The 14,321-nt window shown below is 74.3% G+C and carries 9 protein-coding genes; 4 read left to right on the forward strand and 5 right to left on the reverse strand.

Features of this window, described 5'->3' with window-relative positions; all coding sequences use genetic code 11:
* Positions 1-33: 33 nt before the first annotated feature.
* The 3 genes from BX286_RS38075 to eccE all read right to left on the reverse strand — a co-directional run bounded on the left by BX286_RS38075 (position 34) and on the right by eccE (position 5,841).
* Complete coding sequence (locus BX286_RS38075) at positions 34-3,033, reverse strand: SCO5717 family growth-regulating ATPase (protein WP_398898809.1); 3,000 nt, start codon at positions 3,031-3,033, stop codon at positions 34-36.
* A gap of 671 nt (positions 3,034-3,704) precedes the next feature.
* Positions 3,705-4,403 (reverse strand): hypothetical protein, encoded by a 699-nt coding sequence (locus tag BX286_RS26705; RefSeq protein ID WP_107438317.1) that lies wholly within the window; start codon positions 4,401-4,403, stop codon positions 3,705-3,707.
* A gap of 136 nt (positions 4,404-4,539) precedes the next feature.
* Positions 4,540-5,841, reverse strand: coding sequence for a type VII secretion protein EccE (gene eccE / locus BX286_RS26710; protein WP_398898810.1), 1,302 nt, complete (start codon positions 5,839-5,841; stop codon positions 4,540-4,542).
* 182 nt (positions 5,842-6,023) lie between these two features.
* Here eccE and eccB point away from each other — a divergent pair, with 182 nt between their 5' ends.
* From eccB to BX286_RS26730, 4 genes are all read left to right on the forward strand, one after another.
* The gene (eccB, locus tag BX286_RS26715) at positions 6,024-7,604 is read left to right on the forward strand and encodes a type VII secretion protein EccB (RefSeq protein ID WP_121016487.1); all 1,581 of its coding nucleotides are present in this window, start codon (positions 6,024-6,026) and stop codon (positions 7,602-7,604) included.
* A gap of 15 nt (positions 7,605-7,619) precedes the next feature.
* Positions 7,620-8,831, forward strand: coding sequence for a type VII secretion-associated serine protease mycosin (gene mycP / locus BX286_RS26720; RefSeq protein ID WP_079430061.1), 1,212 nt, complete (start codon positions 7,620-7,622; stop codon positions 8,829-8,831).
* Positions 8,832-8,982: 151 nt separating this feature from the next.
* Positions 8,983-9,303 (forward strand): WXG100 family type VII secretion target, encoded by a 321-nt coding sequence (locus BX286_RS26725; protein WP_079430062.1) that lies wholly within the window; start codon positions 8,983-8,985, stop codon positions 9,301-9,303.
* Between the two features lie 56 nt (positions 9,304-9,359).
* On the forward strand, positions 9,360-9,671 hold the full coding sequence (locus BX286_RS26730) for a WXG100 family type VII secretion target (RefSeq protein ID WP_079430063.1): 312 nt from the start codon (positions 9,360-9,362) through the stop codon (positions 9,669-9,671).
* A 109-nt stretch (positions 9,672-9,780) separates the two neighbouring features.
* Here BX286_RS26730 and BX286_RS26735 read toward each other — a convergent pair whose 3' ends face one another.
* Positions 9,781-10,014: a DUF397 domain-containing protein gene (locus BX286_RS26735; RefSeq protein ID WP_079430064.1), complete on the reverse strand. Its 234-nt coding sequence runs from the start codon at positions 10,012-10,014 to the stop codon at positions 9,781-9,783.
* A 167-nt stretch (positions 10,015-10,181) separates the two neighbouring features.
* The gene (eccCa, locus tag BX286_RS26740; RefSeq protein ID WP_121016489.1) at positions 10,182-14,135 is read right to left on the reverse strand and encodes a type VII secretion protein EccCa; all 3,954 of its coding nucleotides are present in this window, start codon (positions 14,133-14,135) and stop codon (positions 10,182-10,184) included.
* Positions 14,136-14,321 lie beyond the last annotated feature (186 nt).

The raw sequence follows: 14,321 nt of genomic DNA on the forward strand, positions 1-14,321 counted from the left end.
GTCCCGGGACGGTAGGGGCCCTCCGGCGTTCGCTCAGCCGAGCCGCGGATCGCGCGGGGGCTGCCCGGGCTGCTGCGGGGCCGGGGCCTGCGGCCAGGGCTGGCCGGCCTGCGGGTAGGGCTGCTGCCCGTACGGCTGCTGGTACGGCCCCTGGGGCTGCTGGGGCTGCTGGGGCGGCTGCGCATGAGGCTGCGGCTGCTGGGCCGGGGCGTACTGCTGGGGCTGCTGCGGGGCGCCCCACTGCGCCTGCGCGTTCTGCTGCTGGGCCCGCACGAAGTCCTCCGCGACCAGGGCGGAGAGGTTGAAGTACGCCTCCCGGGTCTTGGGCCGCATCAGATCGAGGTCCACCTCGGCGCCGGCCGCCAGGTGCTCGTCGAAGGGCACCACGACGACACCCCGGCAGCGGGTCTCGAAGTGCTGCACGATGTCCTCGACCTTGATCATCTTGGCGGTCTCGCGGACCCCGGAGATGACGGTGATCGAGCGCGAGACGAGATCCGCGTAACCGTGGGCGGAGAGCCAGTCGAGCGTGGTGCTCGCACTGCTCGCGCCGTCCACGGACGGCGTGGAGATGATGATCAGCTGATCGGCCAGGTCCAGGACCCCCCGCATGGCGGAGTAGAGGAGCCCGGTGCCCGAGTCGGTGAGGATGATCGGGTACTGGCGGCCGAGCGTCTCTATGACGCGGCGGTAGTCCTCGTCGTTGAAGGTCGTCGAGACCGCCGGGTCCACGTCGTTGGCGATGATCTCCAGCCCGGAGGGCGCCTGCGAGGTGAACCGCCGGATGTCCATGTACGAGTGCAGGTACGGGATCGCCTGCACCAGGTCCCGGATCGTCGCACCGGTCTCGCGGCGGACGCGGCGGCCGAGGGTGCCGGCGTCGGGGTTCGCGTCGATGGCCAGGATCTTGTCCTGCCGCTCGGTGGCCAGCGTGGCGCCGAGGGCGGTGGTCGTCGTGGTCTTGCCGACACCGCCCTTGAGGCTGATCACGGCGATCCGGTAGCAGGACATCACCGGCGTCCGGATCAGCTCCAGCTTGCGCTGGCGGTCGGCCTCGGCGGCCTTGCCGCCGAACCGGAACCCGGAGCGGGCCGGCCGGGGCTTCTGCTTGGCACGGATCAGCCGGTCGGAGGACAGCTCGACGGCAGCGGTGTACCCCAGCGGCGCACCGGGCCCCTGACCATGCGGCTGCTGCTGGTACGGCCCCTGCGGAGGCTGCGCCTGCTGCGGCGGCACCCCGTACGGCTGCGGCTGCGGCGGCTGCTGCGCGGCGGGCGGCGGGAACCCGTACCCCTGCGGCGCCTGAGCCCCCTGCGGCTGCTGCGGGAACCCGTACCCCTGGGGCGCGGCGTCCTGAGGGGCGGCATCCTGCGGCACCCCGTACGGCTGCTGCGCGGCGGGCGGCGGGAACCCGTACCCCTGCGGCGCGGCACCCTGCGGCGCGGCGTCCTGCGGCGCCCCGTACGGCTGCGGCGGCTGCTGCGCAGCGGGCGGCGGGAACCCGTACCCCTGGGGCGCACCGGAGGCGAAGGCGGGCGGCAGCGGCGGCAGCGCCGCGCCTCCCGGAACGGCCACCCCGTCCGCCGGAGTGGCAGTCCGCCCCCCGTCCACACCCCCCTGACCGGGCAGCCCACCACCCGGAACGGCATCGCCGGCCGGCTCCCCGCCGGAACCGCCGAACGCCCCCGGCGCACCCCCCGCCACGGCCGGGGCCGCAGCGTCGGCGGGCACGGCCGGAGGGAACCCCGGGACGGCATCCACGGGTCCGGACTGCTGCACAGCATCGACGGGCTCCGCCGCACCCCTCGGGTCACCCGGGATCCCCGGCGCATCGGCGGCCGGTGCCGGTACGACAGGAGCCGCAGGCGGCTGCCCACCCGAGACCACAGCGTGCGCATCTGCGCCCGGAGCCACCGGCACCGCGTCCGCGGGCGGCGCTACCGCCACCGGAGCCGCAGGCGGCCGGGCACCCGGGAAGGCCGGGACCGAATCCGCCGCCCCGGCCGGGAGGCCAGGGGCGCTCTCGCCGAGGGCAGCCTGCCCGGCCGCAGGCTCCTGCCCACCCGGGAAGGCCGGGGCGGGAGCCACGGGCAACCCGGGAGCGGCGTCGGCCGGGGCGGCCGCGCCAGCCTCCTGAGCGGCCGAGAACGGTCCGCCAGCCGCAGCCGCATCGGCGGCAGCCGGGAACACGGGATCGGCCGACACGGACAGCGGCGGCACAGTCGGCACGGCGAACGGCGCAGCAGCCTCAGGCTGAGCATCCCCGCCCGCACCACCGGCACCCGCCGGGATCGCACCCGACGCCGCACCAGCCGACCCGGCACCGCCGGGGGACGCACCCGGCGCCGCGTCAACCGCACCGGCACGGGCACCGGCCGGGATCGCACCCGACCCCGTACCAGCCACCTCGGCACCCCCGGGGAACGCACCCGGTGCCGCGTCCACCGCCCCGGCACCGGCACCGGCCGGGATCGCACCCGACGCCGCACCAGCCACCCCGGCACCGGCACCGGCCGGGATCGCACCCGGCGCCGCGCCAGCCGCCCCGGCACCCGCACCCGCCGGGATCGCACCCGGCGCCGCGTCAACCGACCCGGCGCCAGCACCCCCAGGGAACGCCGCCGCAGAGGAGGCAACGGACCCGGCACCAGGAGGCCTCGGCAACGCACCGGACGCCGCGGCGCCGGCCGCGTCACCTGCACCCCCAGGGAAGGCCGCCGAAGGCGCGGCCGCGCCCGGCTCGGCCCCCGGCAACGGCGCGCCCGGCGAACCGGCGTCGCCGCGCGGCCCCGGCGGAGCGATCCGCATCGTCGGAGGCGAGACCACGTCCGCCGGCCGGTGGGGCTCGAAGCCGCTGCCCTCGGGCAGCCCCGGCACCCCCGCAGCGGGCGCGGGCGGCGGGCTCTGCGTGTACCAGGCCGGCGGGGTGTAGTCGATGGTGAACTCGCCCGTCACATCGGGCTCCGCGTCGGACTGATCGTCCGTCGGGACATCCCACGTCCCGCCGCGCCTCTCGTTCCGATCGCCGCTCACTGATCCTCCTGGTCTGTTGAACACCGGTCAGGCGCCCACATAAGACGCCGCGCCCGCACTCAGCCTAATCGCGCTCCGTGCTCGAAAGCCCCGGAGGTCGCGCCCCCACACCACCTGCCTACAGGCCCCCCGGGCCCTGGGCAACCGTCACCGCCCGCCGGGCGGCCACCCTCCCGCCGACGTGATGCGACAGCATCCACACCACCCCCACACATCCGGCAGCCGGGCATCACATCCCCGCCCTTCCCCAGACGACCACTCCCGGCAGTTGGTTGCCGGGGCGCACGGGGCCGCCACCCAGGACGGCCGGCGGACGCCGAACGAGAGAAGCGCGTAGCGATCCGATGCGGAGGGCGGCCCCGCAAAGGACTGACGTCGGCCCGGACGCCCGGTCTGTCGGCCCCCGACCACCCCGCCTGCTCGCTGAGGGAGCCGGATGGTCAAGGTAGGACCGTGCCGTCCTTTTGGGGGTTTCCCGGCAGTCTTCGGCTTTTCGCGGCGGGCTGCCCTGTCAAGGGTCGCCGCAGGCGATCGCGAAGCGACGCGACCGAAGGGAGCGCCCTTGACGGGGCGGCCCGCCGCGGAAGGACGATGAGACGGACGGGAAACCCCCAACCCCTCCCTGAGACCGCCCCGCTGGCGAACCGTCCGCCCAGTCCACGCCCCCCGCCTCAGTCGATCCGCCGCGCCGCCCCCAACAGCCCCGTCTCCGTTTCCGTCGCCTGCGTCATGACGAACTTCCGGTCCCGGGGCGTGCACCACAGCGTCACCCCGTCCCCCAGCGTCGGCAGCGAGTCCACCGCCGCCCTCGGCAGCCGCATCAGCGCGCCCACCTGCTCCGCCTCGTCCGGGGACACCCGCTGGACCCCGACCAGCGCGGAGTTCCGCAGCAGCCGGGGCGCCGTCGGGCTCAGGTACGGCAGCAGGGTCAGCACCGACTGCCACGGCCCCGCCACCACCCGCCCCCGCGGCGGCCGCATCCCGCAGTCCCGGACCACCAGCACCGGACTGCCCGCAGACGCACCCTGCGGCGGTACGCGGCCAACCTCGTGCAGGGTCACGCACTGCTGGCCGCCACCGGCCGCCCGGGCCAGCTCGTTCCACACCTGCGCGCGCCCCGTTTCCACCGCGACCCGGGCCCCGGTGGCGGCGGTGCGCAACGCCAGCACCTGGGCCGTCCACAGGCCGCCGATCAGCGTGACTTCGTACGGGGTGGGCCGGTTCACGCCCAGCACCGCCGACCGCCCCTCGGCGTCCACGCCGATGACGACCCCGTCGTCCCCGACGGGCACCGCCAGCACATCCAGATCCGCCGCGGGCACCACGTGCCGCTCCCGCCGCGGCCCCACCAGCCCGAACCCGCCCCTCACTGCACCCCACCCCAAACCACACCGTCTACACCCGCACGAGCACCCGAACCCGACCCCACACCCGAACCCGACCCCACACCCGAACCCGAACCCACAACCACCCCCACAACCACACCCACAACCACCCCCACCCCCCTCACCGAGCCCCACCCAACGGCAGCGAAGCCAGCAGCCCAGGTACCTGCTCCCGGTCCAGCCGGACCAGACCGGTCCGCACCCCCCGGGCCGTCCGCTCGAGCTCCCGCCGGGCCGCGACGAGTTCCTCGTCGCTGCGCCCCGTCACCCGTACGTGTCCCGTCAGCGCCACGCCCTGCCGCCCGGCCGGGGCCATCGTCAGGCTGAAGTTCGTCGCCAGCGCGGGCAGCGACGTCAGCAGCGCCGCCAGTTGCGGCAGCGCCGCCCCGGCACCGCCCCCCAGCTGCGGCCAGCGGGCTATCCAGTAGGTGGTGTGCCGCCGGTCGTCGCAGCGCCAGGTGCGCGGGGTCTCCTCCGTACGCCGGCCGGTGCTCGCCGACCGCCCCGCCTGGGTGATCGCCATCGGGTTCGCGCACGACGAGGTCGCCAGGGCGCCCGTCAGCTCCTGCTCCGTCAGCACCGTGGCCCGGAACCCCGCCCCGGTCAGCCGGCTCACCAGCTGGTCCGCCGCCCGCACCACACACCGCTGCGCCCCCACGAGCCCTCCGCCGCGGGCGGCCACCGCCTCGGGGCACAGCTCCGGGTCGAGCTTGAGGGCGATCCACGTCAGACGCACCGCCGGGGTCCCCGTCCGCGCCTGGAGCGGGGCGTAGTTGCGCGCGGCCATCGACTGCGCCGGCAGGTGCGGGGCGGGCGCCGGCTGGGTGTGCTGCACCAGCTGCGCCGACTCCAGCCGGATCCCGTCGACCTCCAGGACGTCCCGCACCGCGGACAGCGGCAGCGGACGCGCCGTGCGCTCAGGCCGCAGCGCGGTGGCGTCCATGTCGACCTGCACCACCGCCGTCAGGAACGTCCCGTCGCCGACCAGCCCGACCGGCCGCCGGTCCCGGCCGCCGAACGCCGACGTCCGCAGCGCCGGATCGGCCTCGACCAGCGGTGCCAGCCCCGGCTCCGTGCCCGCGGGCACGGTGGCGGCCGCGGCCCTGCGCCGCCGGGCCCGCAGCGCGAGCACGCCGCCGATCCACTCCGGCAGGGAGCGCTGGTGGCGCCGTACGAGGGCGAGCAGCACCAGGGCCAGCGCGACCGCTCCGGCGGGCACCAGCAGCAGCGGCTCCACCACCCAGGCCACGAGCAGCGCGGCGGCGGCGAGCTGCAGGAGCACGAGCTGTTGCAGTCGGAACGGCCCGAACCGGCCGGGGCTCGGCCTCGGATGCGGTGTGACCCCGCCGCGCCCGGTCGTCGCGGCCTCGGCCGCCTGTGGCACCGTCGCGGTGGCCCCCACTGGCGCACCTCCCCAACTCATGGGCAGAACAAAGAACTCCGGTCACCGTACGGCCTCGGCCGCGCGACGGCGGAACCTCCCGTCCGCCTCCACCCCAACACCAGCCGATCCTCCGTCAAGAGGCATAGTAGGTCCCCGGTCCGACAACCAGGGGCCCGGGAGCGGCCCCACCGACCGGGCCGTGCGGGGAGGAACAGGCGGTCATGGCGTCACGGCGCGACGAGCTCAACGCGTACACCTTTGCGAAGCGGCGCACGGTGGCCGCCTTCCTCCAGCCCTCCGCCACCGGAACCGAGGAGGGCGCGCCCCGGCCGCTGCGCACCGTCCTGCCCGGCGTGGTCGTCGGCGCCCTCCTGGTCGCCGGCTTCGGCGCCTGGGGCATGTTCAAACCCCAGGCGCCCAAGGGCTGGGACGAGCCCGGAGCCATGGTCATCGTCGGCAAGCAGTCGACGACCCGGTACGTGGTCCTCACCACCAAGATCAACGGCAAGGACCAGACCCGGCTCCACCCCGTCCTGAACCTGGCCTCGGCGCGGCTCCTCCTCGACCCGCAGAAGTCCAAGGTCGTCCAGGTCGACGACAAGCTGCTGGACGCCGGCAAGCCCCCGCGCGGCCCCATCATCGGCATCCCCTACGCCCCCGACCGGCTCCCCGCGAAGGCGGACGCGGCGAAGGCCAAGCGCTGGGCCGTCTGCCAGCAGCCCGGCGGCAACAACCGCGGCGTGCAGACGGCCGCCTTCGTCCTCGCCGACCGTGAGGCGGGCCTGCTGGACGACGCGCACCGCACCACCGACACCCAGGTGCTGTACGTGCAGAGCACCGGCGGCGCCAAGGAGCGCTACCTGGTCGACTCGGCGGGCACGAAGTACAAGTTCCCCGAGGGCCGGCCCGACTCCGCCACCCTGACCACGGCGCTCGTCGGCACCGGAGCGACCCCCCAGCCGGTCACCGAGGAGTGGCTGGCCACCCTCAACTCCGGTGACGAGCTGGGCTTCCCCCAGCTGCCCGGCACCGCCGGCGCCCCCGCCTCCGTCCAGGGGCTGGGCAGCGCCGACAACCGGGTCGGGATGGTGCTGACCGCCCAGACCGGCTCCGGGACCCAGCACTACGTCGTGCTGCCCGACCGGGTCGCCCCGGTCTCGGAGTTCGTCGCCTGGCTGCTGATCTCCGCACCCGCGACCGACGGCCTCGACATGCACGGCAAGGCCCACGAGGTCGACCTCCAGGCCCTGAACCCCGACGCCGGCGCCTTCAAGGACGAGGTCCGCTGGCCCCGCAAGCGCGCCGCCCAGGTCAACCGGGTCGCGGCCGCGCCCGGCTCCGCCCCGGCCGGCGAACAGCGCGACACCGTCTGCAACGTCCTGCGCTCCGTCGACTCCCAGGGCAACCAGACGCTGAGCACCTGGGCCGGTACCGGCTTCCCCGTCGACATCACCGCCAGCGGCACCAGCTCGTACGTCACCCCCGGCACCGGCCTCCTCTACACCCAGGTCCAGGGCCGCCAGGCCAACGCGGGCGGCGCCCTGTTCCTGGTCACCGACACCGGCCTGCGCTACGCCGTACAGGCCAACGGCGACAGTGACGCCGAGCAGTCGAAGATCGGCGCCCCCGACCCGCAGGCCCCGGGCGCGGCCGGTGACGGCCGGCCCGAACCCAGCCAGGCGCAGGTCCGGCTCGGCTACGGCGGCGTCGTCCCCGCGCTGGTGCCCATCGCCTGGTCGGAGTTCCTCTCCAAGGGCCCCCGCCTGGACACCAACTCCGCCCGCCAGCCCCAGGGTTCCTGAGTGAGGACACCGGCCGTGCCCCAGCCCTCCCGCGCCGCCGCCCTGCCCCTGGCCGCGCTCACCCTCGCCCTCGTATCGGCGCCCCCCGCCGCATACGCCCTGGGCCCCGCCGGCGCAGGCGAGTGCACCTTCCCCATGAAGAAGCAGATCGCCGACCGCCCCTGGGCCCTCCAGCGCCTCACCTTCGACGCCCTGTGGGCGCAGACCAGGGGCAAGGGCGTCCGCGTCGCGGTCATCGACACCGGCGTCGACCGCGCCAACCCCCAGCTGGCCGGCGCCCTCGACACCAGCGCGGGCCGCGATTTCCTCGACCCCAAGGGCGGTGACGGCACCAACGACACCGTCGGCCACGGCACCAAGGTCGCCGGACTGATCGCGGCCCGCCCCCAGCAGGGCACCGGCTTCGTCGGCCTGGCCCCCGAGGCCACCGTCATCCCCATCCGGCAGAACGACGGCCAGGGCAACGGCAACGCGGCCACCCTCGCCCAGGCCATCGACCACGCCGTCGCCAAGGGCGCCCAGGTGATCAACATCTCCCAGGACACCGACGCCCCCCTGACCGCCGACTCCGACCTCGCCAAGGCGGTCCAGCGGGCCCTGGACGCCAAGGCCGTGGTCATCGCCTCCGCCGGCAACGACGGGCTGAGCGGCGAGAAGCGCAGGACCTACCCGGCCGCCTTCCCAGGAGTCCTCGCGGTCGCCTCCTCCGACCGCAACAACGAGCGCGCGGCGTTCTCCCAGCCCGGCGACTTCATCGGCATCGCCGCCCCCGGCGTCGACATGGTCTCCACCGTCCCCGGCTTCGGGCAGTGCATCGACAACGGCACCAGCTTCTCCGCCCCCTACGTCGCCGGCGTCGCCGCCCTCCTGCTCGCCAAGCACCCGGACTGGACCGCGCAGCAGGTGGTCTGGCAGATCCAGAACACCGCCGAGCGGTCCGTCAAGGGCCGCGACGACTACGTGGGCTGGGGCGTCGTGGACCCCGTCCGCGCGCTCACCCAGGACCGCGAGGCCCCCCGGGCCCCGGTCCCGGACCCGGGCCCGCCCCCGGCGGCGGCCCCGCAGGCGGTGCCCCTGCCGCTCACCGAGACCGCGCAGGAGCGCGACGAACGGATCGGCACGTACGCCCTCGGCGTCACCGGGCTGCTCATCGCGGTCATCGCCGTGACCGCCGCCGTCGTGCGCGAGGCCCGCCGCAGTGTTGGGCGTGCCGGTCGAACTGGCTAGAGTGGCCGCAGGCTTCACGACTGTGATCGGGGGAGGGGCGTGAGGCGGAGGGGGAACTCCGGTGCGCGCGGCTCGAATCCGCGCCCGGACGGGCCGCTCCGTCCCGTGATCCCCCGGTTCATGCGGGGAATTGAGAAGTGAGGAGCTTCGGATGACTGACAATTTCGGACTTGCCGACGATCCGGTCGTCAAGGCGGCCAACAAGATCTCCGAGACGGCCGACGCCGTGTCCAGCCAGTCGCGCGAGCTGGCCGACATCCTGGCCACCGCCGCGGCGGGGTGGACGGGTGTCGGTGCCGACGGGTTCACCACGGCCCAGTCGCAGCTGAACGAGGACCACGACGCGATCCGCCGCCTGCTGGGCGTGCTGCACAACGCCGTCTCGCAGACCAAGAACCTCACCAACGCCCAGGACGAGGAAGTGCGCGCGGAATTCGCCAAGCTCGGGAAGTCGGGCCTCGACGACCTCTGAGCCGGCTCCCCGACGGGATCCGCGCAGCCCCCGCACGCCAGCCGAAGGAGAAGAGCATGTCCGGCAACAACGACGGCCACACCCGGGTACGGTACGAAAGCGTCCAGCAGATGGCGGACCGCATCCGCGTCGTCTCCCGGAACATCATCAAGGACCTGGAGGAGATGGAGGCGGCCGTGAAGGTCGTCACCGACACCTGGGACGGTGAGGCGCACCGCGAGTACGTGGCCCTGCAGAAGAAGTACCACGCCCGCGCCGACCACATGCAGAAGAAGCTCGAGGAAGCGGCCCGGCTCATCGAGCACGGCAAGGGCGCCTACCGCGCGACCGACGTGAAGGCCTCCCGCCTGTTCACCGAGGCCTTCTGAGCGCCTGAGCGCCTGAGCGCCTGAGCGCCCGAGCTCCGTACACATGACGTACGAAGAGGGGGCGCGCCCGCACCGGGCGCGCCCCCTCTTCGTACGGCTCCCACACCCCTCAGGTGAGGTCGAACTCCCCGTCCCGGGCCCCGAGCACGAACGCCTCCCACTCGGCCGCCGTGTAGCGCAGCACCGTCTCACGGTCCAGGGACGACCGCATCGCCACCGCGCCCTCGGGCAGCTTGGCGATCTCCACCCGCTCCTCGTCCGGGCTGGTCCCGGGCGGCCCCTGCCACTCGACGTCACTGATGTCGAGCGCGTACAGCTCGTCCTTCTCCTGCTGGGTGCCCATGATGCGGCCCTTCCCGTCGGTCGTGCGGTGCTGCTCGGTCTTCGCAGCCGATTATCGGTGAGGGCCCGCCCTCCGGGGCCGTTTCCGCCGGAAAACGAAACCCCGGCCGCCACCCCCGCACCGCCCGGCCCACGCCCCCACAGCCCTGGCCCCCCGGCCCACCGCCCCTACAGCCCCGGCATCCGCCCCAGCTGCACCAGCGAGGTGCCCCGCCGGCGCGAGACGTAGTAGCCACGCCCCGGAGGCATCGGGCGCGGGCGGACCGGGCCGAGCAGGTCGCCCTCGGACGGATCGCCCGACAGCACCACGCCCTGCGCCCCCAGCTCCTTGATCCGCTGCATGAACGGCTCGTACATGGCCCGCGAGGCCCCCGCCGAGCTCCGCGCGATGATGAACCGGACCCCGGTGTCCCGGGCGAAGGGCAGGAACTCCACCAGCGGTGCCAGCGGATTGCCCTGGCTCGTGGCGACCAGGTCGTAGTCGTCGATCACGATGAACACGTTCGGGCCGGTCCACCAGCTGCGGTCCCGCAGCTGCTGCGGGGTGACGTCGGCCGGCGGCTGGCGGCGCGAGAACACCCCGGCCAGCGCCTGCATGTGCGTCTGCAGGGAATTCGCCATCGGGGCGTACTCCAGCAGGTGCTCCTCCGGCAGCGCCCCCAGCAGCCCGCGCCGGTAGTCGCCGACCACCAGCTTCGCCTGCTCCGGCGGGTACCGTTCGGCGATCTGCCGGGCGATCAGCCGCAGCAGGTTCGTCTTGCCGGACTCGCTCTCGCCGAACACCAGGAAGAAGGGGTCCGACTCGAAGTCGACGAACACGGGCTCCAGCGCCGTCTCGTCGATGCCGATCGCGATGCCGCGCTCGGGGAACTCCCCGCCCTTGGGCAGCTGGTCGGCGTGCAGCAGCCGCGGCAGCAGCCGCACTCCCGGTGCCGACGGACCCGGCCAGCCCGCCCGCACCGCCGCCACGAACTCCGCCGTGCCCTCCGAGAGGCTCTCCGCCTCGGGCGAGCCGTCGATGCGCGGCAGTGCGCCCAGGAAGTGCAGCTTCTCCGGCACCTGTCCGCGCCCCGGCATCCCCGTCGGCACGTTCGCCGCCACCCTGCGGTCGAACTCGGAGTCCATGACGTCACCCAGCCGCAGTTCGAGGCGCCCCAGCATCTGGTCCTTCAGCGCGGCCCGCACCTCCATGTACCGGGCCGCCGTCACCACCACGTGGACCCCGTAGCCCAGACCCCGCGAGGCGATGTCGGTGACCACCTGCTCCAGGCCCTCGTACTCGCCGCGGAACCCGCCCCAGCCGTCGACGATCAGGAACACGTCGCCCCAGGCCTCGCCCGGCAGCTCGCCCGCCGCCCGCTTGCGCCGGTAGGTGGCCATGGAGTCGATCCCGTTCGCCCGGAAGAACTCCTCCCGCCGGTTCAGGATCCCCGCCACCTCCGCGACCGTGCGCCGCACCCGCTCCGGATCCAGCCGCGAGGCGATCCCGCCCACGTGCGGCAGCTCCGCCACCGCCGACATGCCGCCACCGCCGAAGTCCAGCCCGTAGAACTGCACCTCGCGCGGGGTGTGCGTGAGCGCGAACGCCGAGATCAGCGTCCGCATCAGCGTCGACTTGCCCGACTGCGGGCCGCCGACCACCAGCATGTGGCCCGCCGCCCCCGAGAAGTCCCGGTAGAGCACCTCGCGCCGCTGCTCGAAGGGCTTGTCGATCAGCCCGAGCGGCACCACCAGCCCGCCCGGCCGCGTATAGCCCTCCGCGTGCAGCCCGCGCTCCGCCGACGGCACCAGCGCCGGCAGCAGCTGGTCCAGCGAGGGCGCCCGGTCCAGCGGCGGCAGCCACACCTGGTGCGCCGGCACCCCCTGTCCCTCCAGCCGGGCCACGATCACGTCGAGGACCGTGTCCGCGAGCGCGTCGTCCTCCCGCTCCGGCCGCGCCGCCAGGTGCGCCGGGTCCGGGGCCGCGTACACCACCGGCACCGGAGCCGCCGTGAACAGCACCGGCCGCCGCTCCACCGGGAACGGCCCCACCGACAGCTCCCGCCCGCCCGAACGGTAGACGCCCGACACGTACGCCGCCTTGAATCGCGTCATCTCGTCCGTGCCGAACTTCAGATAGCCCGAACCGGGCACCGACGGCAGGTGGTACGCGTCCGGGACGCCGATGGCCGTCCGAGACTCCGCCGCCGAGAAGGTCCGCAGCCCGATCCGGTACGACAGGTACGTGTCCAGGCCGCGCAGCTTGCCCTCCTCCAGCCGCTGCGAGGCCAGCAGCAGGTGCACGCCCAGCGAACGGCCGATCCGGCCGATCTGGATGAACATGTCGATGAAGTCGGGCTTCGCCGTCAGCAGCTCGCTGAACTCGTCGATCACCAGCACCAGCGAGGCCAGCGGCTCCAGCGCGGCACCCGCCGCACGCGCCTTCTCGTAGTCGTGGATGTTCGCGTAGTTGCCCGCCGCGCGCAGCAGCTCCTGCCGCCGCTGGAGCTCGCCGCGGATCGAGTCGCCCATCCGGTCGACCAGCGTCAGGTCGTCCGCCAGGTTGGTGATCACCGCCGCGACGTGCGGCATCTGCCCCATGCCGGTGAAGGTGGCACCGCCCTTGAAGTCCGCGAGGACGAAGTTCAGCGTCTCCGAGGTGTGGGTCACCGCCAGCCCCAGCACCAGCGTGCGCAGCAGCTCCGACTTGCCCGAACCCGTCGCGCCCACGCACAGCCCGTGCGGGCCCATGCCCTCCTGCGCGGCCTCCTTCAGGTCCAGCATCACCGGCGCGCCGTCCTCGCCCACCCCGATCGGCACCCGCAGCCGCTCGCCGGCCGACCGAGGCCGCCAGGTCCGGGACACGTCCACCGAGGCCGCGTCGCCCAGGTTCAGCAGATCGGTGAAGTCCAGGTTCGCCAGCAACGGCTCGTCGTCGTCCCCGCCGCCCGTGCGCAACGGCGCCAGCTGCCGGGCCAGGGCCTCGGCCGCCGGCAGCGACAGGGTGTCCGGCACCCCCTCGTACGCGACCCCCGCGCCCGACTCCAGCCGCAGCCGGCCCGGCCGCACCACGACCGACAGCCCGCCGCGCGGCTCGTCGAGCTCGCCCGCCACCACCTCGACGACGGTCACGCCCTGCAGCCCCTCGGCCGCCGCGAACACCGAATCCGGCGGCACCATCCCGCCGTCGAGGACCACCACCAGGTGCGGCTGGTCCAGCACCGGCGACACGTCCCGGCTGAACCGCGGCCGCCCCTCCAGCCGGGACCCCAGCAGCCCCTCCAGTTCCCCCAGGTCATCGCTGAACAGCCGCTTCGTGCCGGCCCCGTCCACCTGCCCGGGCACCTGCGTGTGCGGCAGCCACTTCACCCAGTCCCACTCCGCCACCGCCACCGGCGCGGCCACCACGCCGACCACCAGGTCCTCGGGGGAGTGCAGCGTCGCCAGCTGCGCCACCATCGCCCGCGCGGCCCCGCGCGCCGACTCCGCCTCCCCGGACACCGTCACGTGGTAGAACGCCCGCATCGACACCGCCACCGGCAGCCCGTCCAGCGAGGAGTGCACCTTCAGGAAGCGCTGCATCGCCCCCGCCGTCAGCGGCTCCAGCTCGTCCACCGGCGCCGTGTCCGGAGCCACCAGCGGCGTCGCCAGCCCCTGCGCGCCCAGCCCCAGCCGGGCCTGCCCGAAGTCCGCGTCACCGACCCGCCGCTCCCACAGCCGCGACCCCTCGGCGACCACCGACCACAACTGCTCGGGTGCCGGGTGCAGGTACAGCTGCGCGTCACGCTGCGCCCGCGCCGTCCGGCGCACCTGACGGCGCGTCTGCGCCAGGTACTTGAGGTAGTCCCGCCGCACGTCGGCCATTTGCCCCTGCGTACCGCGCCGGTGGCGCACCAGCTGGGCTATGACCATGCCCACCGTGGACACCAGCATCAGCACGCCCATGACCCGCATGAACGGCGCCGCACCCGGCATGAAGAAGAACACGACCGAGGAACCCATGCCCAGCATCGGCAGGAACTGCATCAGCAGACCCTCCTGCTGCCCCCGCGGAAGCTCCGGCGGGGACTCCAGCCGCAGCTCCTCCGAAGGGACTTCGGGTGGCAGCGACCGGGGCGGGCGCTTGACGACGATCTGGCTCACCGGAGCATCAATCCCTCGAAAGCGGACGGGGCACCGTGACCGCCGCCCCAACTCCCGGGGCCCGTAAGGGGACTACCGCACCCCGCGCCCCGGCGCGAACCGTGATCCTACTTGCCGGAGGCCGCACGCCCTCCGGGTAGGGTGGCGCGCGCACCACGCGCATCCACCCATGCGCATCCGCGAATC

The sequence above is a fragment of the Streptomyces sp. 3211.6 genome (assembly GCF_003634815.1).
Classification (GTDB): domain Bacteria; phylum Actinomycetota; class Actinomycetes; order Streptomycetales; family Streptomycetaceae; genus Streptomyces; species Streptomyces katrae_A.